The sequence below is a fragment of the Mycolicibacterium sp. ND9-15 genome, assembly GCF_035918395.1.
Classification (GTDB): domain Bacteria; phylum Actinomycetota; class Actinomycetes; order Mycobacteriales; family Mycobacteriaceae; genus Mycobacterium.
In genome coordinates, this window is sequence record NZ_CP142362.1 from 4,046,868 (window position 1) to 4,069,818 (window position 22,951).

19 protein-coding genes and 1 pseudogene are annotated in these 22,951 nt (G+C 66.4%); 11 read left to right on the forward strand and 9 right to left on the reverse strand.

Annotated elements, in window-relative coordinates:
- Nucleotides 1-11: 11 nt before the first annotated feature.
- From QGN32_RS19375 to QGN32_RS19400, 6 genes are read left to right on the forward strand one after another with little or no spacing between them, the layout of a single operon-like run.
- A complete protein-coding gene (locus QGN32_RS19375; protein ID WP_326545899.1) occupies nucleotides 12-1,178 on the forward strand; it encodes an amidohydrolase family protein in 1,167 nt (388 codons plus the stop codon).
- 59 nt (nucleotides 1,179-1,237) lie between these two features.
- On the forward strand, nucleotides 1,238-2,428 hold the full coding sequence (locus tag QGN32_RS19380; RefSeq protein ID WP_326549159.1) for a M24 family metallopeptidase: 1,191 nt from the start codon (nucleotides 1,238-1,240) through the stop codon (nucleotides 2,426-2,428).
- Complete coding sequence (locus tag QGN32_RS19385; protein ID WP_326545900.1) at nucleotides 2,425-3,567, forward strand: M24 family metallopeptidase; 1,143 nt, start codon at nucleotides 2,425-2,427, stop codon at nucleotides 3,565-3,567. Before QGN32_RS19380 ends, QGN32_RS19385 begins: the two co-directional genes overlap by 4 nt.
- 6 nt (nucleotides 3,568-3,573) lie before the next feature.
- A complete protein-coding gene (locus QGN32_RS19390; protein ID WP_326545901.1) occupies nucleotides 3,574-4,524 on the forward strand; it encodes an enoyl-CoA hydratase/isomerase family protein in 951 nt (316 codons plus the stop codon).
- Nucleotides 4,524-6,935 carry a CaiB/BaiF CoA-transferase family protein gene (locus tag QGN32_RS19395; RefSeq protein ID WP_326545902.1) on the forward strand — a complete coding sequence of 804 codons (2,412 nt, stop codon included), beginning with the start codon at nucleotides 4,524-4,526 and terminating at the stop codon, nucleotides 6,933-6,935. Before QGN32_RS19390 ends, QGN32_RS19395 begins: the two co-directional genes overlap by 1 nt.
- Before the next feature lie 8 nt (nucleotides 6,936-6,943).
- Nucleotides 6,944-7,750, forward strand: coding sequence for an SDR family NAD(P)-dependent oxidoreductase (locus QGN32_RS19400; RefSeq protein WP_326545903.1), 807 nt, complete (start codon nucleotides 6,944-6,946; stop codon nucleotides 7,748-7,750).
- 78 nt (nucleotides 7,751-7,828) lie between these two features.
- Here the strand turns inward: QGN32_RS19400 and QGN32_RS19405 are convergent, their stop codons facing one another.
- Entirely contained in the window at nucleotides 7,829-8,671 is an 843-nt protein-coding gene (locus QGN32_RS19405) for an SDR family NAD(P)-dependent oxidoreductase (protein ID WP_326545904.1), read from the reverse strand.
- 18 nt (nucleotides 8,672-8,689) lie between these two features.
- A complete protein-coding gene (locus QGN32_RS19410) occupies nucleotides 8,690-9,775 on the reverse strand; it encodes an NAD-dependent epimerase/dehydratase family protein (RefSeq protein WP_326545905.1) in 1,086 nt (361 codons plus the stop codon).
- Nucleotides 9,776-9,868: 93 nt separating this feature from the next.
- Here QGN32_RS19410 and QGN32_RS19415 point away from each other — a divergent pair, with 93 nt between their 5' ends.
- Together QGN32_RS19415 and fadD12 are read left to right on the forward strand one after the other, a co-directional pair.
- A complete protein-coding gene (locus tag QGN32_RS19415) occupies nucleotides 9,869-10,675 on the forward strand; it encodes a lysophospholipid acyltransferase family protein (RefSeq protein WP_326545906.1) in 807 nt (268 codons plus the stop codon).
- Nucleotides 10,676-10,678: 3 nt separating this feature from the next.
- Nucleotides 10,679-12,283 (forward strand): acyl-CoA ligase FadD12, encoded by a 1,605-nt coding sequence (gene fadD12 / locus QGN32_RS19420; RefSeq protein ID WP_326545907.1) that lies wholly within the window; start codon nucleotides 10,679-10,681, stop codon nucleotides 12,281-12,283.
- Here fadD12 and QGN32_RS19425 read toward each other — a convergent pair.
- Nucleotides 12,280-13,713: a WS/DGAT/MGAT family O-acyltransferase gene (locus QGN32_RS19425; RefSeq protein ID WP_326545908.1), complete on the reverse strand. Its 1,434-nt coding sequence runs from the start codon at nucleotides 13,711-13,713 to the stop codon at nucleotides 12,280-12,282. The genes fadD12 and QGN32_RS19425 overlap by 4 nt on opposite strands.
- Before the next feature lie 149 nt (nucleotides 13,714-13,862).
- On the opposite strand from QGN32_RS19425, the gene QGN32_RS19430 reads away from it, so the two are divergent.
- On the forward strand, nucleotides 13,863-14,834 hold the full coding sequence (locus QGN32_RS19430; RefSeq protein ID WP_326545909.1) for an NADPH:quinone oxidoreductase family protein: 972 nt from the start codon (nucleotides 13,863-13,865) through the stop codon (nucleotides 14,832-14,834).
- 12 nt (nucleotides 14,835-14,846) lie between these two features.
- Here the strand turns inward: QGN32_RS19430 and QGN32_RS19435 are convergent, their stop codons facing one another.
- The 4 genes from QGN32_RS19435 to QGN32_RS19450 all read right to left on the reverse strand — a co-directional run bounded on the left by QGN32_RS19435 (nucleotide 14,847) and on the right by QGN32_RS19450 (nucleotide 18,948).
- A complete protein-coding gene (locus tag QGN32_RS19435; RefSeq protein ID WP_326545910.1) occupies nucleotides 14,847-15,917 on the reverse strand; it encodes a phosphotransferase in 1,071 nt (356 codons plus the stop codon).
- On the reverse strand, nucleotides 15,917-16,756 hold the full coding sequence (locus QGN32_RS19440; protein WP_326545911.1) for a mycofactocin-coupled SDR family oxidoreductase: 840 nt from the start codon (nucleotides 16,754-16,756) through the stop codon (nucleotides 15,917-15,919). Before QGN32_RS19440 ends, QGN32_RS19435 begins: the two co-directional genes overlap by 1 nt.
- A gap of 34 nt (nucleotides 16,757-16,790) precedes the next feature.
- Nucleotides 16,791-17,924 carry a cytochrome P450 gene (locus QGN32_RS19445; RefSeq protein WP_442791851.1) on the reverse strand — a complete coding sequence of 378 codons (1,134 nt, stop codon included), beginning with the start codon at nucleotides 17,922-17,924 and terminating at the stop codon, nucleotides 16,791-16,793.
- 307 nt (nucleotides 17,925-18,231) lie between these two features.
- Complete coding sequence (locus QGN32_RS19450; RefSeq protein ID WP_326545913.1) at nucleotides 18,232-18,948, reverse strand: TetR/AcrR family transcriptional regulator; 717 nt, start codon at nucleotides 18,946-18,948, stop codon at nucleotides 18,232-18,234.
- Between the two features lie 122 nt (nucleotides 18,949-19,070).
- Between QGN32_RS19450 and QGN32_RS19455 the strand changes: the two are divergent.
- Nucleotides 19,071-20,245: pseudogene (locus QGN32_RS19455) on the forward strand (acyl-CoA dehydrogenase family protein).
- A 12-nt stretch (nucleotides 20,246-20,257) separates the two neighbouring features.
- Complete coding sequence (locus tag QGN32_RS19460) at nucleotides 20,258-21,040, forward strand: enoyl-CoA hydratase (RefSeq protein WP_326545914.1); 783 nt, start codon at nucleotides 20,258-20,260, stop codon at nucleotides 21,038-21,040.
- A gap of 65 nt (nucleotides 21,041-21,105) precedes the next feature.
- On the opposite strand, the gene QGN32_RS19465 is transcribed toward QGN32_RS19460, so the two are convergent.
- Together QGN32_RS19465 and QGN32_RS19470 are read right to left on the reverse strand one after the other, a co-directional pair.
- Complete coding sequence (locus QGN32_RS19465; RefSeq protein WP_326545915.1) at nucleotides 21,106-21,993, reverse strand: type IV toxin-antitoxin system AbiEi family antitoxin; 888 nt, start codon at nucleotides 21,991-21,993, stop codon at nucleotides 21,106-21,108.
- Nucleotides 21,994-22,152: 159 nt separating this feature from the next.
- Nucleotides 22,153-22,920: an acyl-CoA dehydrogenase family protein gene (locus tag QGN32_RS19470; protein ID WP_326549160.1), complete on the reverse strand. Its 768-nt coding sequence runs from the start codon at nucleotides 22,918-22,920 to the stop codon at nucleotides 22,153-22,155.
- Nucleotides 22,921-22,951: the final 31 nt, after the last annotated feature.

Here is a 22,951-nt window from a genome sequence, read left to right on the forward strand (position 1 = left end):
GAGTGTCAACGATGTCCACCCCGACAGCTACGCTTTATCCCCCCGAGGGTTTCGGCGCACCCAAGCACCGCAAGGGCCATGCCACAGGCGATTTCGGACTGCCGGCGGGCACCGAGATCTTCTCGGCCGACAACCACATCTCGGTCGCCGAGGACATCTTCTACGACCGCTTCCCCGAGGAGCTTAAGGGCGCCGCGCCGCGCATCTGGTACGAGGACGGCGCGTACATGGTCGGCATGAAGGGCAAGGCCTGGACCGGCGGCGATTTCGGGCGGGTGCTGATGCAGTACGACGACCTCGCCGGAGCGGCAACGAACAACATCGAGGCACGCGTCCGGCAGCTCAAAGAGGACGGCATCGACAGAGAGTTGGCGTTCCCCAACGCCGTGCTGGCGTTGTTCCACTATCCGGACAAGGCTTTGCGCGAGCGGGTGTTCCGCATCTACAACGAGCACATCGCCGATCTGCAGGAGCGCAGCAAGGGTCACTTCTACGGCGTCGGGCTGATCAACTGGTGGGATCCCAAGGGCACCCGCAGCACGCTCGAAGAACTGAAGTCGCTGGGCCTCAAGACGTTCCTGCTGCCGTTGAATCCCGGCAAGGATGACGACGGCAACATCTACGACTACGGAGCCGCCTCGATGGACGCGGTGTGGGACGAGATCGAGGCCGCGGGCCTGCCGGTCAGCCACCACATCGGCGAGACCCCGCCGAAGACGCCGTGCGAGTTCAACAGCGTCGTCGTCGGCATGATGGTCAATGTCGACTCGTTCCGTGAGCAGTTCGCCAAGTACGTGTTCTCCGGCATCCTGGATCGCCACCCGAAGCTGAAGATCGGCTGGTTCGAGGGCGGGATCGCCTGGGTGCCAACCGCGCTGCAGGACGCCGAGCACATGCTCGCGTCGTACCGGCACATGCTCAACCACCAGCTCGAGCACCCGGTCCGGCACTACTGGGACAACCACATGAGCGCGTCGTTCATGGTCGACCCCCTCGGCCTGGAACTGATCGACAAGATCGGCGTCGATAACGTCATGTGGTCGTCGGACTACCCGCACAACGAGTCCACGTTCGGGTACTCGGAGAAGTCGCTGAAGACCGTCGTCGACGCGGTCGGACCCGAGGACGCCGTCAAGATCGTCAGCACCAATATCAAGAAGTTCCTGGGGATCTCGTGACCACCCTTGCGCCGCAATCGACGCTGATCGACATACCCGAAGTTCCTGATCACGCACGGATGTACCGCGAGTGCGGGGTCCGGTTGCGCGACTCGATGAAGGAAAAGGGTGTCGACGCAATGGTTCTGATCGGCAACGGCAACGTCGTCTACGCGACCGGCGTGAGCTGGCCGCTGCTCGACGCCGGCCTGTCCCATGTGGAACGGCCGGTGGCGATTGTGCTCGCCGACGATCCGCATCCGCACTTGTTCATGCCGCTGCGCGAGGGCTCGACCGCGCAGTGCGAGGTGCCCGACGACCATGTGCACGGCCCTCTCTACCTCGAATTCGACGAGGGTGTCGAAAGTTTCGCCAAGGTACTGGCCGATCTCGTGCCCACAGGCGGCAAGATCGCGGTCGACGAGGTGACCGGTGCGATGCGCCGCGCATCGGGCAAGCTTTTCCCGTCGGGCCCACCGTCGGATGCGGCGCAGATCGTCGGCCCCGCCAAGCTGGTCAAGACCCCCGACCAGATCTCGTGTCTACGAAGAGCCTGCCGCATCACCGAGGACGCCATGGTGGACGTGCAGAAGGGACTTGCGCCCGGGGTGCGCCAGATCGATCTGTCCGGCCAGTTCGCCCGTCGGGCCTTCGAACTCGGTGCGACGGCGAACATGCTCGAGGCGATCTGGCAGGTGATGCCCACGACGAAGACCAGCGGATCGGTCTGGACCACGACCGGTGACCTCGCGCTGCCGCTGCTGAGCACCGAACGCAGACTCGAACGTGGCGACGTGCTGTGGACGGACATGAGCATCACCTACAAGGGCTACTGCTCGGACTTCGGTCGTACCTGGCTGGTCGGCGATGAGCCGTCCGAGCGCCAGCGCGCGCAGTTCGAGAAGTGGTGGGAGATCCTGTCCGCGGTGCTGTCGGTCACCAAGGCGGGCGCGACGTCCGGCGACCTCGCCCGCGCCGCCATCGCGGCCAACGCGGGCGCCAAACCCTGGCTTCCGCACTTCTACCTCGGTCACGGCATCGGCACTAACGCCGCGGAGATGCCGATGATCGGAACCGATCTCGGCGAGGAGTTCGACGACAACTTCGTGTTCCCGGCCGGCATGCTGCTGGTCCTCGAACCGGTGGTATGGGAGGACGGCACCGGCGGTTATCGGAGCGAGGAGATCATCGTGGTCACCGATGACGGATATCAGTCGATCACCGATTATCCATACACCCCCTACGGACTGGATCGGACAGGCGCCAAATGAGCACTGAAATCCTGCCTGACGCAGCACATCTGCGCAGGGGCCGCCGCGAACGAGCACTGGCTCAGATGGCCGACCGCGATATCGACATTCTGGTGCTGGGCCGCCAGGCCAACGTGCGATACGTGACCGGCGCACCGCAACTCTGGGTCGCCGGCACCCGGCCGTTCGGGCCGATCTGCGAGATCATTCGGTCCACCGGGGAGATCTACCTCAACAGCACCTGGGACGAGGGCATTCCCGACGAGATCCCCCACGACCACCTGTACGGCTTGGCCTGGAACCCGATGACGCTCGTCGAGGTGCTCAAGGCACTACCCGGTGCCGCCACCGCCAAACGCGTGGGAACCGACTCGCTGACACCGACATTCGCACAACTGTTGCCGATGGCTTTCCCCACCGCCGAAATCGTCGACGCCGAACCCGCGCTGCGGGCGGCGCGCCGGATCAAGACACCCGACGAAATCGCGGTACTGCGCGGCGCGTTGGACGTGGCCGATGCCGCGTTGGAGGCTGCACGCGCCGAACTGGCCCCCGGCGTCACCGAGCAGTCGCTGACGGGCGCACTCATGGAGGCGATGGCCGCCGGCGGCGTCACCACTCCGGCCACCCAGGACGGTGCGTGGATAACCAGCAAGGACCATCCGTGGCGGCGCGCCCGGACGGATGGCCGAGTTGAGTACGGCGACCTGGTCGCGTTCTCGGCCGGCGTGATGGCCGACGGCTACGTGGGCGAGGTCGGCCGCACCTGGCCGGTCGGTGAGGTCGACGGCTCGCAGGTGCCACAGCTCTTCGACCGCTGGAGCCGCCTGTGGGACAGGCTGATCGGCGCCTGTCGTCCGGGCTATCCCGCGAGCGACCTGCTCGCCGCGTATGAGGCGGCCGGTGAACCGTTGCCCGCGATGCCCGTCGCGCACGGCCTCGGCCTGGGCTACGACTCGCCGGTCGTCACCCCCGCGCTGCGAGCCACCGTGGCCGAGGAGGTGCTCGAACCCGGCATGGTGCTCGCGGTGAGCGGCTACGTCTGGCAGCAGGGCGTCGGTGCTGTCTTCAGCCGCGACGCCGTGCACATCACCGCCGACGGGGCTGAACTGCTGACCTCCAGCCCGTTCTGGAGTGGTGCGGGCGTGGGAATCGGTTGAGGACAGATGTCGGACTCCGGGAGTCGGCCCGCCCCTGAGGAAATCGTCCTCTACGAGAAGGACCCGGCGACCAAGATCGCGACGATCACGTTCAACCGGCCCGACTATCTGAACGCGCCGACGTCGGCCGCGCGGTTGCGATACGCCGACCTGTTGCGCAGCGCCACCGTTGACGACGACGTGAAGGTCGTCGTGATCCGCGGTCTAGGAGAGGATCTCGGCAGCGGCGCGGACCTGCCCGAGTTCATGGCGGGCGACGACGACGAGCGGCTGGCGGAACTGCGGGTGGACGATCCGAACGTCGTCTATCCGCCGAAGGGGTCATTCCGGCACGGCGCGACGATGGGGCAGTGGTATGCCAACGTCGCGGCGGGCAACCGGGCGTTGCAGGAGCTCAAGAAGATCAGCATCGTCGAAGCCAAGGGCTACTGCTACGGCTGGCATTTCTACCAGTGCGCCGACGCGGACCTGGTGATCTCGAGCGACGACGCGCTGTTCGGCCATCCCTCGTTCCGGTACTTCGGCTGGGGTCCGCGGATGTGGACATGGGTGATGACCATGGGCCTGCGGCCTTTTCAGGAGATGGTGTTCACGGGGCGGCCGTTCACCGCCGACGAGATGATGGCGTGCAACTTCCTCAACAAGGTGGTGCCGCGAGACGAGCTCGAAGCCGAGGTCGCCAAGTACGCGCACGCCTGCGCGCGAAACCGGCCGGTAGACAGCGTCTTTCAGCAGAAGATGTTCTTCGAGGTGGTCAAGCAGTTCCAAGGCGAATATCTCGGCAGCCTGCTGTCCGCGATGTTCGAGTCGATGGGCGGCATGGCGCGACCCGACGGCAATGACTTCATGCTCGCCGACGCGATCGATGCGGGCCTCGCCGACGCCGTCAACGGCAACGACGAGAACTTTCCGCCCGAGTTCCGGTTGAGCAAGACGAACCGCAGGAAGAAGGACTAGTGGCGGCGCTGGACGAGTACACCGTCGTTGACCTCTCGAGCGGGATCGCCGGGGCGTACGCCACCAAGCTGCTCGCCGACGGTGGCGCCACGGTGATCAAAGTCGAGTCACCGCACGGTGATCCGCTGCGCACCTGGTCGGCATCGGGCGCTCAAATCGAGCCCGGCAGCGACGGGGCGCTGTTCAGCTTCCTGGCGTGCTCGAAACACAGCGTCGTCGTCGACCCGCGAAACGCCGGCGATCTGGACCTGCTGCGCGGGCTGTTGCGGTCAGCGGAGGCCGTCGTGTGGTCGGGTGGGTCCACGATCACCGCGCTCGACGAATTCGCGCCCGCGGCGCTCGTCGACGCGTATCCGCAACTGACCGTCACCGCGATCACCCTCTTCGGGCTCGACGGCCCGTGGGCGGACAAGCCCGCCACCGAGTTCACGGTGCAGGCCTGGTCGGGCGGTGTGATCGGATTGGGCAGGGGCGCGCAGGACCGCGCGCCGGTGTTCGTGGCGGGGCAGATCGGAGAGTGGCTCACCGGCGCGTTCGCCGCCGCCGGCACCACGGCGTTGCCGTCGGGGCTGGTGGACGTCTCGATGCTCGAAGCCCAAATCCTCTGTCTCACCTACTATTCGGTCTCATTTCACGACGCGCTGGGTCGGCCGTTCCGGGACCGTCGCCGGTTGACGATCCCCGGTGTGGCGTCGGCCGCCGACGGGTTGGTGGCGTTGGGATGCGGCACCGCGCAGCAGTGGTTCGACCTGTGCGCCATGGTCGGTCACGACGAGTGGATCGACGAGCAGGCCGACCTGTCGATCACCGAACAGGCCAACATCCACGCCGAGCAGATCTACCAGTGGGTGCAGGAGAACCGCGTCGAGGACATCCTCGAGCTCTCGAGCGCGTTCCGGATTCCGAACGCACCGGTCGGAAACGGCGCCACCGTCACCGCCTTCGAACAGTTCGTCGAGCGCGGGACGTTCGTCACCAATCCGCGCGACGGTTTCACCCAGCCGGGGCCGCCGTACCGCACCACTCCGTCGCTGCTTCGCGCTCCGCAGCCCGCGCCCCGCCTCGGCGAGCACACCGACTTGTATCGCCGAAATAGCATTCCTGGTCGCGAATCGGGTGCTGTAACGGCCCGGAATGCTATTTCGGCGCAGTCACCGTTCGAGGGCCTTCGCGTGCTCGATATGACGAGCTTCTGGGCCGGGCCGTCGTGCACCCACATGCTGGCGCTGCTCGGCGCCGAGGTGATCCACGTCGAGTCGACCGCGCGACCGGACGGCACCCGGTTGATCGCCGGCGTGCCGGTCACCGAGGAGCAGTGGTGGGAGCGCTCGCCGATCTTCTCCGGCCTGAACACCAACAAGAAGAGCGTCACTCTCGACATCCGCTCGGAGCGTGGCGTCGAACTCCTGCGCGAGTTGATCAAGACCTGCGACGTGATCGTCGAGAACTACACCCCGCGAGTGCTCGACCAGATCGGCCTCGGCTTCGGCGAGGTACACCGTCTGCGGCCCGACGCGATCATGATGCGTTTGCCGGGTTTCGGGCTCGACGGACCATGGCGCGACAAGCCGGCGTTCGCCTACGTGATCGAGGACTGCTCCGGAATCACCTGGCTCACCGGTCATCCCGACCAGAACCCGGTCGAGCCCTATTCGGTCGGCGACCCGAACGCCGGCGTGCACGGGCTCAACGCGCTGCTGCTCGCGCTGGCGCACCGGCGGCGAACGGGAGAGGGCGTACGCATCGAGGCGGCGATGGTCGACGCGGCGCTCAACGTCGCCGCCGAACAGGTCATCGAATACTCGGCGTACGGGAACCTGCTGCAACGACAGGGAAACCGGGGGCCGACCGCGGCGCCGCAGAACCTGTACCGCACCGGTGAACTCGACGAGTTCGGCCGCCCCGACGACTGGGTGGCGATCGCGGTGGCGACCGACGAGCAGTGGGCGGGTCTGGTCGCCGCCCTCGACCACCCGGCGTGGGTCACCGAAGAGTTGGCCACGGTCGACGGCCGGCGCCGCAACCACGATGCGATCGACGAACGGCTGAGCACGTGGTGCGCCACCCGCACCGGCGACGAGATCGTCGAAACGCTCTGGGCGGCAGGCGTACCGGTCGCCAAGGTGATGCAGCCGCACCGCGTCGGCGACCTGCCGCAGGTGGTGCACCGGAGCTTCTACGAGCGCGTGGGCCATCCCGTCAACCCCGCGGCCCGGCACAGCACACTACCCATGCGGATCGCGTCGGTACCGAATTTCCATCGCACGCCGGCACCGCTGCTGGGACAGCACAACCGCGAAGTGCTCACCGCGCTGGGACTCTCCGACGATGAGATCACCGATCTCGAGCAGCAGGGGGTCATCGGAAACGCGCCGGCGGGGCTGACCATTCGCACCACCAAGACTGGTTGACTCGACCCGTGGCCATCGATCCCTCCGACATCCTGCTGACCGGACGCGTGGCGGTCGTGACGGGCGGCGGCGCGGGCATTGGCAAGGGCATCGCCGAAGGCCTTGCGGCCTTCGGGGCGTCGGTTGCGATCTGGGAGCGTGAGCCCGACACCTGCGCCGCCACCGCCGAAAGCGTCGGCGCGCTGGGAATCGTCACCGATGTAAGGGACAGTGCACAGGTCGACGCCGCGCTCGAAGAGACGGTCGCCGAACTCGGCGAGGTGTCGATCCTGGTCAACAACGCCGGCGGGGTGTTCAACTCACCGCTGCTGGAGACCACCGAGAACGGCTGGGATGCGCTGTACAGAGCCAACCTTCGGCATGTACTACTGTGCACCCAGCGCGTCGCCCGCCGGCTCGTGGACGCCCGAAGCACCGGCAGCGTGATCAACGTGACGTCGATCGAGGGTGTGCGGGCAGCTCCGGGATACGCCGCCTACGCCGCGGCCAAGGCCGGCGTCGTAAACTACACCCACACCGCGGCGTTCGAGTTGTCGTCGTACGGCATTCGCGTGAATGCGATCGCACCCGACCTGACGCTGACCGAGGGTCTGATGCAGATCTCCGGCGGCAGGCTGCGGCCCGACGTCGCCCCGGGCATTCCGATGGGGCGGCCCGGTCACGTCGACGAAATAGCCGGGGCCGCAGTCTTTCTCGCATCCGATCTGGCGAGCTACATCACCGGACAGACGATCCACGTCGACGGCGGCACCCAGGCGGCGGGCGGCTGGTACCACCACCCGCAGACCGGCCGGCCGACACTCGGCCCGGGCTAGCCGCTTCGCGAGACTGCGGTTTATGACGAGATCCGCTTGTTTTCCGTCAGAAACCGTCGTCTCGACGGGGGTTTCGGGTCAGTGGTTCCAGCCCTCGGCGGCCTGGTCGTCGAAAGTGCGGTCGATGCGCTCGAAGCGGCGCCGAATCGACCCGCGGGCCGCGTTGTGCGGCAGGACATAGAGCCGGTTGGCCTCGATCGCATCGGCGGTCAGGCGGGCCACGTTGGCCACACCGAGCACGGAATCGTCGGTGGGATCCGACGCCAATTGCTGCACCGTGTCGGCGGTCGAGGGGGTTGCCGGCCCGTAGTCGGAGCTGCGGACGCGTTCCGTGTTGGCCAGCAGGTTGGTGTCGACGATCATGGGGCACAGCACCGTGACGCCGATTCCGTTGCCGCGCACCTCGCGCGACAGCGTCTCGGCGAGCGCGACGACACCGTACTTGGCCACGCAGTACGGCCCGAGGCCGACGTTGGGGATCAGCCCGGCGAACGAGGACGTGAACGCGATGTGACTGTCGGCCTCCTGTGCGATCAGTCGCGGCAGGAAGGCCTCGACGCCGTGGATCGGGCCCCACAGGTCGACGTCGATGACGAACCGCCAGTCGTCGTGGCTGGCCTGCGCGATCGGGCCGGCGTAGGCGATACCGGCGTTGTTGAACACCAGGTGCACGTCGCCGAAGACGTCGAAGGCCGCGTCGGCCAACCGGTTGACGTCGTCGAGTTTCCGGACGTCGCACACCACACCATGGGCGTCGACGCCGTCAGCGCGCAGATCCGCGACCGCACGGCCGAGCGCCGCCGAGTCGATGTCACTGATCATGATGCGTGCACCGCGGCCCGCGAATTCCTGTGCGCTGGCGAAACCTATGCCGCTGGCGCCGCCGGTGATGACCGCCGCGCGTCCCTTGAACGTCTCCACCCGGCGAACACTATGCGGTCAGGACAGCTCGCGGGGATGATCCCACGACGGGTCTCCCAACCGGGCACGGATCGCGGCCCACGGATCTGCATACTTGCCGGGCTTGTTCCAGTACGCGCCGCGCCGTTTCAGGATCTCGCGCAGCAGCGGGGCGAGCGGGCTGAGCAGTCGCAGCAGGTGGCGCGTCCACCCAGCGTTGGCCGCGGCCTCGGCTTGCATGTCGGGCCATGAGTAGTGCTGGAACTGCAGCGCCTCCTGCGCGCGGGTGGTGTCCATCCAATCGGTGACGAACCAGGCGTCGTCGCGATCGGGGTCGCCCGGCCTGCCGGGCGGCAGCACACCGGGCAGGCCGCGCGCCGCTGCCAGCGCCGGCCCCACGTCGCCCTGGCGGATCCGGTGCGAGTCGTCCCCCGCGATCAACAAGATCTCTCCGACGACATCGGCGGTGGTGGCGGCGGCGAAGGCCCATGCGACATCACGGACGTCGACGCTGTGCAACTTGCCGTCGGTGGGCAGCAGGCTCTCGAAGTACAAGGCGTCGGCGCTCAACGGCATCGCGTTGGGATCGGTGCTCAGCACGCCGCCCAGCCGCAACACCACCCACGGCAGTTTCGAGGACCGGACGATCGCTTCGGCCTCCGCCTTCGTTCCGCTGTAGAGATCGCACGGCCGCATCGGATCGTCGTCACGCAGCGCCGCCGTGGTGGTGTGCGGGTTGCGCGCACCAAAGACCGCGTTGCTCGAGGCGTGAATGAAGCGGGGCGGCGACGGCTGTTGTTCGGCGATGCGCACCAGCGTCGCGGTGGCGTCGACGTTGACGCGGCGGGCGAGTCCCGGGTTCTTGTAGATGGGCGGTGGAATGACCGCGGCGAGGTGGATGATCGCTTCCGGGGCGATGTCGGCGATCAGGCGCTGCACCTGACCCCCGTCGGTGAGGTCCGTCCACCGCACCGATGCGCCTTGCGGCAGTGTCGCTTCTGCCTTGCGGTTCGCCGGGGTGTCCAGGTCGGCCACGATCACCGTGCGGCCGAGTCCGGCCAGCCGGCGTACGGTCGCCGAACCCACCAGGCCGAAGCCGCCGGTCACCAGTACTGTTCCCGCCATCGCGACTCCCACCTGCGAATATGACATTCTCTTTTTTCGAAAGTAGCATATTCACGTGGAGGAGGCGGGCGGCGCGGGTATGACAGGTAGGCCATGAGTAGCAACGGGGAGCAGAAGCCGGAAGTCGCCAAGTGGGACCCCGCGTTCACCCGGGGTGTGGTCAACACGGTCGGCCCACTGATCAAGCGGTACTTCCGCGCCCAGGTGCGCGGCCTGGAGGCCATGCCGGCCGCCGGTGGCGCGCTGGTGGTGTCGAACCACTCCGGTGGCATGTTCACCCCCGATGTGATGATCTTCGCCCCGGCCTTCTACCAGAAGTTCGGCTTCGACCGCCCCGTCTACACGCTCGCTCACTACGGCATCTTCATGGGACCGCTGGGGGACTGGCTGCGCCGCGCCGGGGTCGTCGAGGCGAATCGCGAGAACGCAGCCAAGGCGCTGAGGGACGGTGCTGTCGTGCTGGTGTTCCCCGGCGGGGACTACGACTCCTACCGGTCGACGTTCACCGAAAACGTCATCGACTTCGCCGGTCGCACAGGGTATGTGCGGACCGCGATCGAGACCGGCGTGCCGATCGTTCCGATGGTGTCGATCGGCGGCCAGGAGACCCAGTTGTTCCTCGCGCGTGGCGACTCGATCGCCCGCCGCCTCGGGTTGAAGAAGGCACGCATGGAGATTCTGCCCCTGTCGTTCGGTTTCCCGTTCGGATTGTCGGCGATCTTCCCGCCGAACCTCCCGTTGCCCGCCAAGATCGTCACGCGGGTGTTGCCACCGATCCATGTGGCCGAGCAATTCGGGGCGGAACCCGACGTGAAGGAGGTCGACGCGCACGTGCGCTCGGTGATGCAGGCCGCGCTCGACGAGTTGGCCACGGAACGTCGATTCCCGGTGCTGGGCTGACCGGTGGCAGACGTTCTCGGACTCGTGCAGACGCTGTGGCGGGCCGGCCTGATCGCACCGCTGCGCCCCGACAAATATTTGCGCATGGGCGCGGCGATGCGCCGGGTGGGGATGACGGCGACGGTCGGCTTCGCCGCGGCCGCGCAGCGGTGTCCGGACCGCCCGGGACTGGTCGACGAGCGCGGCACGCTGACGTGGAAGCAGCTCGACGACCGCTGCGACGCCGTGGCCACCGGGCTGCAGAACCTTCCCGGCGGTGCGCCGAAAACCGTTGCGGTGATGTGTCGCAACCACCGTGGCTTCATCGAGGCCCTGGTGGCTTCGAACCGGGTCGGCGCCGACGTACTGCTGCTCAACACCTCGTTCGCGGGGCCCGCCCTGGCCGAAGTGGTCGATCGGGAAGGCGCTGACGTCGTCATCTACGACGAGGAGTTCGCCGAGATCGTCGACCGGGCGATGGCCGGCAAGCCCGCCACCCGCATCCTGGCCTGGACCGACGGACCCGCCGACGGGCTGACGCTCGATCGACTGATCGAGACCAACCTCGGCAAGCGGCCCGCTGCTGCCGAACGCAAGAGCGACGTCATCCTGCTGACGTCCGGCACCACCGGAACCCCGAAGGGCGCCAAACGCGGCGAGGGCAGCGGTGGCGCAGGCGATCTCAAGGCGGTGCTGGACCGCACGCCATGGCGCGCCGAGGAGGCGATCGTCATCGCCGCGCCGATGTTCCACGCCTGGGGTTTCTCGCAGTTGCTGTTCGCCGCGCTGTTGGCCTGCACCATCGTCACGCGCCGCAAGTTCGACCCCGAGGCGACGCTGGACTTGGTCGACCGGTACGAGGCGACAGGCCTCGCCGTGGTGCCGGTGATGTTCGACCGGATCATGGATCTGCCCGAAGAAGTGTTGAACCGCTACAGCGGCAAGACACTTCGGTTCGCCACGGCATCGGGTTCCCGGATGCGTCCCGATGTGGTGGTCAAGTTCATGGACCGGTTCGGCGATGTCATCTACAACAACTACAACGCGACCGAAGCGGGCATGATCGCCACCGCCACACCGGCCGACCTGCGGGCCGCGCCCGACACGGCTGGAACTGCCGCCGACGGCACCGAGATCCGCATCCTCGACGCGGAGTTCATCGAGCTTCCCACTGGAGAGACCGGGCAGATCTTCGTGCGCAGCGGCACGCTGTTCAACGGCTACACGTCGGGCAAGACAAGAGACTTCCACGAGGGCTTCATGGCGTCGGGGGACGTGGGGTACCTCGATGACGCGGGCCGGTTGTTCGTGGTGGGCCGCGACGACGAGATGATCGTCTCCGGCGGCGAGAACGTCTACCCGATCGAAGTCGAGAAGACGCTGGCCGGGCATCCCGCGGTGAAGGAGGCGGCGGTGCTGGGTGTCGACGACGAGCAGTACGGTCAGCGCCTCGTTGCGTTCGTCGTGCTCGACGATGGAGAGGAGACCACCCCCGAGGACCTCAAGCAGCACATCCGCGAGAACCTGGCGAACTACAAGGTGCCGCGGCAGATCACCGTGCTCGACGAGTTGCCGCGGGGCAGTACCGGCAAGGTGGTGCGCAAGGACCTGCTCGATCTCGTCGACTAACCGACGGCCCTGGCCGGCGCCATCGCGGTGCTCACCACGGACAGCGCCGGAAGCCCTGCGGCCGAGCGGATCTCGTCGAGTGCGTGCACCATCGCGTCGGTTGCCTCGTGAATGTCGTCGAACGTGCGGTCGTCGGACAGGATCGAAATGTCCACCTGGTCGACGTAGCTCCACACCGTCATGTTGAACGCGCTGCCGGCCGAAAGCACACCGATCGAGTAGATCTCGCTCACCGGGGCGCCACCGATGTGGCCGTGCCGGCGCGGCCCGGGCACACTGGACACGGCGACATTCATCAGCGGGTTGTGTTTGGCGCGCTGACTCTGCCACCGCAGCAGCGGCGGTGTCAGCGGTGGCGGCAGGTACTCCATCAGCCGGCCCTGCAGCTTCGGGCCGAGCAGTTCGTAATCCTCCTTCGCGCGCGCGGTCGCCAGGGAGGTCAGCCGGACTCGCTCGAGCGGATCGTCGATGTGCACAGGAAGAGACACTGACAGACCGCCGATTTCGTTGCCGGTGATCCTGTCGGGTGACAGGTCCGTGCTCACCGGGACCGATGCCATCAGCGGGCGGTCCGCGCGTCCGTCGTAGCGCAGGAGCAGTTTCCGCAAGCCGCCGGCCGCCGTCGCGAGCACGATGTCGTTGAACGTGACTTCGAGATGTCTGGCCGTCTCCTTGACTTCGGCCAGCGAGATCGACGCCGTGGCGAAGGTCCGGATCGGTGACACCACATGGTTGAGAAATGTTGGTGGCGTACGGAACATCTTCGCCAGGTCCGGTTGATCGGTTCGCTCCCTGGCGCGGCGGCGCACCTTGGTGAACCCCCGAACCGCATCGCGGGCGAGTGCGGGCAGTGCCGCGACGTTCGAGGCGTGGTCGCGCATCGCGACCTTCAACAGCTCGGACCGACGCGGCGCTTCGCAGGTTTCGTAGTCCTCGCGCTCGTCTTGTGTGCCGTCCGCCAGATCCATCAGCCGCGCAAGCAGATTCGCCGAGGCGACACCGTCGGCCAGTGTGTGATGCACCTTGCCGATGAGCGCGAAACGGTTATCCGCCGATCCCTCGGCGAAGTGGAATTCCCACAGCGGGCGGCTGCGGTCGAGCGGCGTGCTGGCGATCCGGCCGATCACCTCGTCGAGCTCACGGCGGCCGCCCGGACTCGGTACGCGCACCCGGCGCAGGTGGTAGTCGAGGTCGACCGGGCAATCCTCGAGCCACATCGGGTGGTGCAGCTTCCACGGGATGTCGACCAGGCGGTAGCGCAGCGGGTCGAGCAGGTGCAGCCTTCGGGCGATCGTCCGGCAGAAGAGGTCGAAAGTGAACTCGCCGTCGAAGTCGGTGGCGTCGATGATCGCGACCTTCAACGTGTGCGTGTGCAGGTTGGGCGTCTCGCTGTAGAGCAGCATGGCGTCCATGCCGTTGAGTCGCTTCACATCCCCACCCCCTGTGGACCGTCGGTGTCCAAGGGCTCCATCGAACCACTCGGACGGTCATGATCGGGTGGTTTCGGTCAGCCGGGGATGTCCTACGCTCTGGACCACGGGCACGTTCGGTTGTCCGTGACCGACGGAAGTGAGGGTCGATGAAGGCGATCGTGTGCCGGGAGTACGGCGATCCTGACGATCTCGTGCTCGACGAACTGCCCGACCTCACACCACAACCCGGTCAGGTGGTGATCAGGGTTCGGGCCGCTGCGGTCAACTATCCTGACGTCCTGTTGATCGCGGGCAAGTATCAGGTCAAGGTGCCGCCGCCCTTCAGCCCGGGCAGCGAGATGGCCGGCGACGTCGTCGCGGTGGGTGACGGGGTGGATTGCCCTGTGGGCGCTCGAGTGGCTGCGACGACGTTCGTCGGTGCGTTTGCGGAGCAGGCGGTGGTCGACGCGCGTGCGGTGTCGCCGATTCCGGACGGGATCGACTACGCCGACGCCGCCGCGTTCGGCGTCACCTACCGCACTGCGTACTACACGTTGCGGACGGTCGCGCCGGTGCAACCGGATGACTGGGTGGTCGTGCTCGGGGCCGCCGGAGGTGTCGGTCTGGCCGCGGTGGACATCGCGAAACTTCTCGGGGGCAGGGTATTGGCGGCGGCGTCCGGATCGGACAAGCTCGACCTCTGCCGCGAGCGCGGGGCCGAAGCGGTCGTCGACTACGACCGCGAAGATCTGCGTGACCGGATCAGGGAGGTCACCGGCAAGGCCGGCGCACGGGTCGTCGTCGACCCCGTCGGCGGACCGTACTCGCTGCCTGCGCTTCGCGGCCTCAGACGCGGCGGGACCTTCGTCACGCTCGGTTACGCCGCCGGCGCCATCCCGTCCGTTCCCCTCAATCTGGTTCTCCTCAAAGGCATTACAGTTCGCGGCATGGAGATCCGGACCTTCGCGTCCGACTATCCGAATGAGGTCGTACGCGACGACGAGGAACTGCATGCGCTCTATGCCGAGGGCAGGCTCCGTCCCTACATCGGCGCCAGGTTCCCGCTCCACGACGCAGCGGTGGCGTTACGCCACGTCGCCGATCGCAAGGCGCTGGGCAAGGTCGTCATCGACATCTGAGTAACCGGCGGCCTACGTCAGTGCCGCCAGCGCAGCGCGGGAGTCGAGGTCGATGAACGCCGCCGAATACCGTTGCGCCAACGCCAGGCAGATGTCCGCACCCTGCCAGGCGTCACCGCCGGACAAAGTGGCCATCCAGATCGCGAGGCCGTGTGCGACCGATGCGCGGTACCGCAGCCAAACATCTTCTGCCGACGGAAGTTCCGAGGACGGCAGAGCCAGCGCGCTGCGGTACTCGTCGAGCAGATCGCGTTCGGCACGCCGACGGTCCTCGATCGTCAGCGCCCCTTGCAGGAAGTAGCCGAGATCCAGGGACCAGTTGCCGTGTCGCGCCATCTGCCAGTCCAGGAACCCCACGTCGTCGTCGGGGAGGACGTAGGTGTTGCCGATATGCGGGTCTCCGTGAAGCAGGGTCTGCGCGCTGGTGGTGAGAGTGCCTATGTAGCGGGCCCAGATGTCGACGAACAGCTCTGTGCCGCTCAATTCGAGGATCTCCGAGGAGACCGAGTCGCCCAGTCGCTCATGGGCGATGTGCAACGGGGCGTATTCGAGCCCTTCGAATGCGACGAATGGTTCGAGCCAGTCCAGCGCGGAGTTCGCGGTCAGCCGCTCACCCCAGAACTGGCTGTGCATCCGTGCCAGGCCCCGGACGCCGTTGGCAACTTGCTCGACCGTCATCGGCCGGGTGGAGTCGCGCGGGTCGGCGCCGCGGGCGACGACGTCCTCCATGATCATCAGGAAGTTCGAGCCCGGCTCGTCGATCAGCGCCGCGTAGACGGTCGGATGGTCAAGTGGCAGCGCCACACCGGAACTGAACAGCCGCGGTTCGTGGAACAGACCGCTGGTGAGTGCGACCAGCGCGGCGTGGTCGGGGTCGACGGCCTTGGCGAACACCGTCGCCGGCCCCGAGCCCGCCGAGTACGTCAGCGCCAGTCGCGCCCGGCGGTTGGTGCCGTCGTCGCGCAGTACGACGGTGACACCGTCGACGGTGGCGCCCGGGAAGTGCTCCGCGAGCGCCGCCGTCATCCAGCCCGGTGTGATCTCGTCCCAACCGCGTGGCAGCGACAGCTCGACAGCGGTCACTACTTGAGGCAGCTGCCGCCGTCGACAGGCAGCGTGACGCCGGTGATATAGCGGCTCTCGTCGGATGCCAGGAAAAGCACGGCGTTGGCGATGTCCTCGGGCTCCACCCAGCCGATCGGCAACGTGTGCATCAACTGTGCCACGACCTTCATGTCGTCGGGACCCGGGTTTTCCAGATCAGGGCGGAACAGCTTCATCGTGCCCTCGTTCATGAAGAGCGGGGTGTTGACGTTGGTCGGGTGCACCGAGTTGACCCGGATGTTCTGCGCGCCGAGTTCGACCGCGAACGTCCGCATCAGGCCAACCACACCGTGTTTGGCGGCGACGTAATGGCCGGTATGCGGGTACGCCTTCAAACCGCCTACCGAGCTGGTGAGGATGATTGACCCGCCGCGACCGCCGCTGAGGATGTGCGGCACGCCCGCCTTGACGGTCTTCCAGACCCCGCCGAGGTTCACGTCGATCATGGCGGTCCAGTCGGTTTCGCTGGTCTTGTCCAGGGTCTGGCCGCCGTTGCCGATGCCGGCGTTGGCGACGATGATGTCGAGGCGGCCCAACTGCTCGACGCCGGTGTCCACCGCCGCCTTGAGTGCGTCGAAGTCGCGGACGTCGACCTCGGCGGTGTAGATGCGGCGGTTGTGGCCCTTGACCAGGTCCGCCGTCTCGGCCAGATCCTCGGGCGTCGACGGCGCGATCAGGTCGACCGTGTCGACCTTCTTGCAGATGTCGACGGCGATGATGTCGGCGCCTTCGGCCGCCAGTCGCACCGCGTGCGCGCGGCCCTGGCCGCGAGCGGCACCGGTGATGAATGCGACCTTGCCTTCAACACGTCCAGTCATGGGTTACCTCTATTCGTCGTCGTTACAGGGGTTTTCAGAAGTCTCCAGGAATGAAGGTGGGCATGGATTCCCAGCCGCGAACCGCGGTCGTCGGGGACGGCTTGGCGTTCGGCCAGTCGACTTCCCACGTCGGGAACCTCTTGAGGATTTCCTCAAGCGCGATGCGGCCCTCCAGACGTGCCAGCGCGTTACCCATGCAGAAGTGGGTTCCCGCACCGAACGTCATGTGCGAGTGCGCCTCCCGGTGGATGTCGAAGACGTCGCCGTCCGGCGGGAAGCGGCGGTGGTCGCGGTTCGCGGCGCCGACGAGCATCAGCATCGCCGATCCCTCGGGTACCGTCTGGCCGTAGTATTCGACGTCACGGGTCACATAGCGGGCGATCTGCAGGGCCGGTGGCTCCCAGCGCAGGATCTCCTCGATCGCCTGGGGTATCAAGCCGGGGTCGGCTGCCAGTTGGGCCCGCTGATCCGGGTAATCGGCGAGTGTCTTTCCGGCCCAACCGATCAAACGCGTCGTGGTCTCGCTGCCCGCCGTGGCGATGACCGTCAGGTACATCAGCAGTTCCTCGCGCCGCAGCTTGCGTATGGTGCCGGTCTCGTCCTCGAACTCGGCGTTCAGCAGGTCGGTCATGATGTCGTCGGACGGGTGGTCGGTGCGGTAGTCGATGAACTCGGCGAACACCTCACCGGTGGCCAGCAGGTCGACTTCCTTGCTCTGCAATGTGGCTTCACCGTGATCGGTGACGCGACGCTGATCCTTCTCCGGAATACCTAGCAGCATTCCGATGACACGCATCGGCATCTGCTCGCCGAGATCGTTGACGAAGTCGAACCGGTCCGAGCCGATCAACGGATCCAGACAGCGCGCGGTGAACTCGCGGATCTGCGGTTCCAGCGCCTGAACCTTGCGAGGAGTGAACACGCGCGACAACAGATTGCGGTGAATGTTGTGGATCGGCGGATCCTCGAAAATCAATGTGCCGGGCGGGATCTCCATCCCGGACTTGATGATTTCGAGCAACGCCCCACGACCCGAGATGAACGTCTGGTGGTCGATCACCGCCTTGTTGACGTCGTCGAAGCGGCTCAACGCGTAGAAGTCGTGCTTGGTGTTGTAGTACAGCGGGGCCTCTTCGCGCAACCGTGCGAAGACGGCGTATGGGTTCATGTTCAGATCGATGTTGTACGGGTCGTAGTACAACTCGTCCGTCGCATCGTGCACGTCGGAGTTCTCTGCACTGATCGTCACCGCATCGCCTCTCACCGGACCAGGGCTCGCATAAGACATGGGGCTGATTTTTGTCTCACACTCTGGCATCCGTCATAAAGGGGTGTCAATAAGGGACTCAATTCCGACCATTTAAGCTCTTCGCTCAGAAGAACCGGATTCTCCAGACGGGCGCGCCGGTCGCCGCGTCGATGTTCGCGGGACACGAGAACAGGGTTCGCTCACAACGTGAGAATGAGGTTCTCGGTTAGCTGGCGGCGAATCCGTGCGAGACGAAGTCCCAGACTTCGTCGGCTGTGATCGGATGGGTGGTGCCGTCTTCGGCGCCGTTGGACTGCGCGACGAACATGACGGTCTGCATGGTCATCGCCGCCATCCGCTTCGGGTTGATGCCCTCCCGCAGTTGGCCCGCCGCGCCTGCCTCCTCCATCAGCTCGGTGAGCAGCGCCAGCAGCGGTGCGTGGGCGACCTTGACCTCGGCGGGGTGCGAGAGCAGAAGTCGGGGAGCGAAGTCGGTGAACAGCGGCCGCTTCGCAGTGGGGTCCGGGCGGGAGGATTCGAACAGCAACTGGACCGCGACTTGGAGTCGCTCGATCGGCTCGTCGGCGGTGGTGGTGGCCGCCCGGATCTGGTCGGCCGACCGGCTCAGCGCGTCCTCGAAGAGCGCCAGCAGCAGTTCGTGCTTACCGTCGAACTGCAGGTAAAAGCTGCGCAGCGACTGCCGCGAGCGGTCGACGACCTCCTGGACGGTGAAGTCCGTGCTGCCCTTTTCGATGATGATCGCCTGCGCGGCGTCGAGAAACCGTTGCACCCGCTGCGCGGCCCGGAGCTTCGCGGTTTTTATCGACCGTTCAACCGCGCGCTGCTTCCAGGCAGGCTCTTCGCTGGGGCTCGTCACCGGCGGCTCAGACGCCGGCCGGGTGGGGAGAACATGAACTGACTGTACCGGAGAACGCCTCGCCATTGCGGTCCTGGACCCCCTCGCGGCCAACGTGTCAGAGATTGTAACTTTCTCACGATGAGAATAGTATTCTCATTTTGGAGATAACAATAGTCCTACCAAAGATTTGATCTGGCGGGAGTCGCGTGCAGCTCACCTTCGATGCTGATGTCGAGGTATTCCGTGCCGAGTTCAACGCCTTCCTCGACGAACATCTTCCATCCGACGCCGCCGCGCTGCAGCGGTCGCGGTCCAGTAGCGACGTCCCAGGCTGGGCGCGAGACTGGCAGCGGTTGATGTTCGACCACGGCTGGCTGCTGCCCGGCTACCCGCCGGAGTTCGGTGGACGCAACGCCACGATCTTGCAGCAGTACGTGCACCAGCAGGAATTGGCGCGTCGACGCGTGTATCTGACCTACAACCCGCAGGGCGTCGGGATCATCTCGGCCTCGCTGATCTCGTTCGGCACACCCGAACAACAGCGCCGCTGGGCGGTGCCGATCCTGCGTGCCGAGATCACCGCATCGCTGGGGATGAGTGAACCGGGCGCCGGGTCGGACCTGGCGTCGCTGAGCACCAGCGGGGTGTTGGACGGTGAGTATTTCGTCGTCAACGGGCAGAAGGTGTGGACTTCGGGGGCGCACGACGCCGATGTGCTGCTGACTTTCGTTCGCACCGATCCGAAAGCCGCCAAGCACAAGGGGATCAGCGTGCTGATGATCCCGACCGACCTGCCCGGTGTGGTGCGCCGTCCGTTCGCCTCGGTCTGCGACGTCGACGACCTCGACTTCAACGAGGTCTTCTTCAACGACGTGCGGGTGCCCGTGGAGAACTTGATCGGCCCGCTGAACGAGGGTTGGCGGGTCGCCAACGGTTCGCTCGGGCACGAACGAAACATGCTGTGGCTCAGCTACGCGGACCGACTGCAGGAACTGGTCGAGGATTTTCGTCCGCCTCCCCGCTCGATCGCGACCGGTACGCCGCGATGGTGATGGACAACCAGGCCCTGCGCTTGCTCGGCTCGGTGGCGCTGGCCCGGGCCGCGCGCGGCGATGAGGATGTGCCCGCTCTGTCGGTGCTGAAACTTCTCGGCTCGGAGGCGTCGCAGGCTGGCACCGAGTACGCGATGGCCGCCGCCGGCATCGACGCGCTGGCCCATCCGACGTTTTCGGGGCCCTACAGCGCACAGCACCTGGAGTTGTACCGGTGCGGTTGGTTCGAGCGCTACGTTCGCACGTTCGGCGGCACGATCGCCGGCGGCACCTCCGAGATCCAACGCAACATCATCGCCCAGCGGTTGCTGGGCCTGCCGCGAAACTAGAAGGACTGCAGCATGTACATCGAGTACGAGGTCGCCGACCGCATCGCGACCATCACCCTGAACCGGCCTGAAGCCGCCAACGCGCAGAACCCCGAGCTGCTCGACGAACTCGACGCCGCATGGACCCGCGCGGCCGAGGACGCGGAGGTTTCGGTGATCGTGTTGCGCGCCAACGGGAAGCACTTCTCGGCCGGTCACGACCTGCGCGGCGGGGGACCCGTGCCGGACAAGATCACGCTCGACTTCATCGTCCAGCACGAGGCCAAGCGCTATCTGGAGTACACGCTGCGCTGGCGCAATGTGCCCAAGCCGTCGATCGCCGCGGTTCAGGGTCGCTGCATCTCCGGTGGGCTGCTGTTGTGCTGGCCGTGCGATCTGATCATCGCGGCCGACGACGCTCAGTTCTCCGACCCGGTGGTGTTGATGGGAATCGGCGGAGTCGAATACCACGGCCACACCTGGGAACTCGGACCGCGCAAGGCCAAGGAGATTCTGTTCACCGGTAGGGCGATGACGGCCGAGGAGGTGGCCGGCACCGGCATGGTGAACAAGGTGGTGCCCCGCGATCAGCTGGATTCGGAGACCAGGGCGCTGGCCGAACAGATCGCGAAGATGCCGCCGTTCGCGCTGCGCCAGGCCAAGCGCGCGGTGAACCAGACGCTGGACGTGCAGGGTTTCTACGCCGCCATTCAGTCGGTGTTCGATATCCATCAGACTGGCCACGGCAACGCGCTGAGCGTGAGCGGATGGCCGGTGCTGGTGAACCTCGACGAAATGAAAGCCAGCATCAAGTAGTTCGTTGGCGCGAGCGTGCGTGTCGCCACACGACACGCCGCTGACTTTCGGCACTTTGCGCGCGTTCACGCCGCACGAGCGCGACGAAGTTGCCGGTCGACCCGCGCGACGAAGTCCCACGTTCGATGACGCACGTCGTCGAAGACGATCGCGATGACGGTCCAATCGATGTCCTGTAACGCGAGTCGACGACGACGGTCGTTGCGCACCGCTTCCGGATCGCTGTGCCAGTCGACGCCGTCGTACTCCACCGCGACGCAATGCTCGGGCCATGCGAAGTCCAGGCGCCGCAGTTCACCGTTGCCGTCGACGATCTCGTACTGCAATTCCGGCATCGGCAACCCGCCGTCGATCATCGCCAGCCGTGCCTCACTTTCCATGGGCGACTGGACGCGTGCGTCGGCGAGGGCGAGAAGATCGCGTACCGCGACGACGCCGCGCCGACCCGCCTGTTGGATTGCGGAGCGCCACAACTCACCGCGGGTGCATGTGCCCGAGCGAAGCGCGGCGTCGAGTGTTGCAAGCGCGCGGGGCCGACGCAGCGCGCGGGCCACTTCGACCGCGGTCCATGACGGCGACGTTGCGTGTCTCCCAGCCGCCGCCACCAGCGGCGCGCCGTCGCGGCGGTGCACGACCAGACCCTCGACGGAGCGCAGTTGATGACCGGGCGGATTGAGCACGTGAAGTTCGGCAGGTTCCTCGGTGTCGAAGCCGAACAGCGCTGCGGCTGTGGCCAGGCATACTGGGACGCTGGTGCCACACGACAGGTCGAGGCCGCGAAGCCGCAGCTCATCCGTCGGCTCACCGAGACAGTAGATTCCATGCCAAATGCGCTCCAGGGACCGTCTTTTCAGTACCGACTCGAACTCGTACCGGGGGACGACCGCCAAGATCTGGCCGCTGGTCGCCACTCCACCTTGCTCTTCGAACAACTGCTTCAGCGCTGCATCCATAGCGGCAATCGTCGGTCCGGCCGAGCAGTGCCGGTGACGCTAGGAGCTCACCCTGTGGATGAATCCGGAGTTGTGCACAATCGGTGCGGGACGAGCGTGCGCAAAGCGATGAAATTCCGCGGCGTGCCGTGTGCAAACACGCACGCTCGCGCAAACGAGTTACAGCTGCGCGAGGCGGGGGGCCGAGCCGCGCGCCCGCAAGCCCGCACCGGCCTTCTTGGTGAGTTCGCGTGAGCTGCCGAGCAATCCGTCGAGCACGAGTGCCCGCTTGATGTGGCGATGCAGATCGTGCTCGGCGGTGAAGCCGATGCCGCCGAGCACCTGCTGGCAGTGCTTGGCCGCGGTCAGCGCCGCCTTGCCCGCCGCCGCCTTGGCCAGCATCGCGGTCAGGTCCGCGCTTTCCGTTCCCGGCAGGCCCAGCGTCGCCTCGGCGCCTTCGATGGCCACCAGCGTCTCGGCCAACCGGTGCCGGATGGCCTGGAAGGACGCGATCGGCTTGCCGAACTGGACCCGATCCAGCGCATGCTGACGGGCCAGAACCAGCATCGCCCTGGCCGAACCGACCAGCCACCAGCCCACCGCGCGTCGCGCCTCGCCCATCCGCATCAGCTCGCCGTCGGGCACCCGGCGCAACGGCAGGTCGCCCAGTGTCGGTTCGCTGTTCGGCGTGCGATCCCACACCACCCAGCTGCCGCCGGTGTACGGCATCGGCGGTGTCCCGCCGGGCAACCCGCCGATGGTCTCCAGCAGCACATCGTTGAGAACCGAGGCGTGCGAACCGGTTTCGCCCAGCAGCCGAAACACCAGCGGTATCCCCACGTCCGGTATATCCGCCAACATCTCGGCCCAGCCCAGCTCCGCCAGCGCCGCGTCCAACTCTGCGCCGGACGCTGACAGCATGGTCTTGCGCAGGGTGTCTTCCAGCATCACCAGTGATTCGGCATCCAAACCGTTGTCC

Bases quoted from the DNA above. Each gene is read 5' to 3' on its own strand.
- QGN32_RS19380 (WP_326549159.1), top strand. From the start codon at position 1,238: ATGTACCGCGAGTGCGGGGTCCGGTTGCGCGACTCGATGAAGGAAAAG.
- QGN32_RS19430 (WP_326545909.1), top strand. From the start codon at position 13,863: ATGAAGGCGATCGTGTGCCGGGAGTACGGCGATCCTGACGATCTCGTG.
- QGN32_RS19390 (WP_326545901.1), top strand. From the start codon at position 3,574: ATGTCGGACTCCGGGAGTCGGCCCGCCCCTGAGGAAATCGTCCTCTAC.
- QGN32_RS19465 (WP_326545915.1), bottom strand. From the start codon at position 21,993: ATGGATGCAGCGCTGAAGCAGTTGTTCGAAGAGCAAGGTGGAGTGGCG.
- QGN32_RS19440 (WP_326545911.1), bottom strand. From the start codon at position 16,756: ATGACTGGACGTGTTGAAGGCAAGGTCGCATTCATCACCGGTGCCGCT.
- QGN32_RS19470 (WP_326549160.1), bottom strand. From the start codon at position 22,920: ATGCTGGAAGACACCCTGCGCAAGACCATGCTGTCAGCGTCCGGCGCA.
- QGN32_RS19385 (WP_326545900.1), top strand. From the start codon at position 2,425: ATGAGCACTGAAATCCTGCCTGACGCAGCACATCTGCGCAGGGGCCGC.
- QGN32_RS19460 (WP_326545914.1), top strand. From the start codon at position 20,258: ATGTACATCGAGTACGAGGTCGCCGACCGCATCGCGACCATCACCCTG.
- QGN32_RS19375 (WP_326545899.1), top strand. From the start codon at position 12: ATGTCCACCCCGACAGCTACGCTTTATCCCCCCGAGGGTTTCGGCGCA.
- QGN32_RS19410 (WP_326545905.1), bottom strand. From the start codon at position 9,775: ATGGCGGGAACAGTACTGGTGACCGGCGGCTTCGGCCTGGTGGGTTCG.
- QGN32_RS19415 (WP_326545906.1), top strand. From the start codon at position 9,869: ATGAGTAGCAACGGGGAGCAGAAGCCGGAAGTCGCCAAGTGGGACCCC.
- QGN32_RS19450 (WP_326545913.1), bottom strand. From the start codon at position 18,948: ATGGCGAGGCGTTCTCCGGTACAGTCAGTTCATGTTCTCCCCACCCGG.
- QGN32_RS19445 (WP_442791851.1), bottom strand. From the start codon at position 17,924: ATGAACCCATACGCCGTCTTCGCACGGTTGCGCGAAGAGGCCCCGCTG.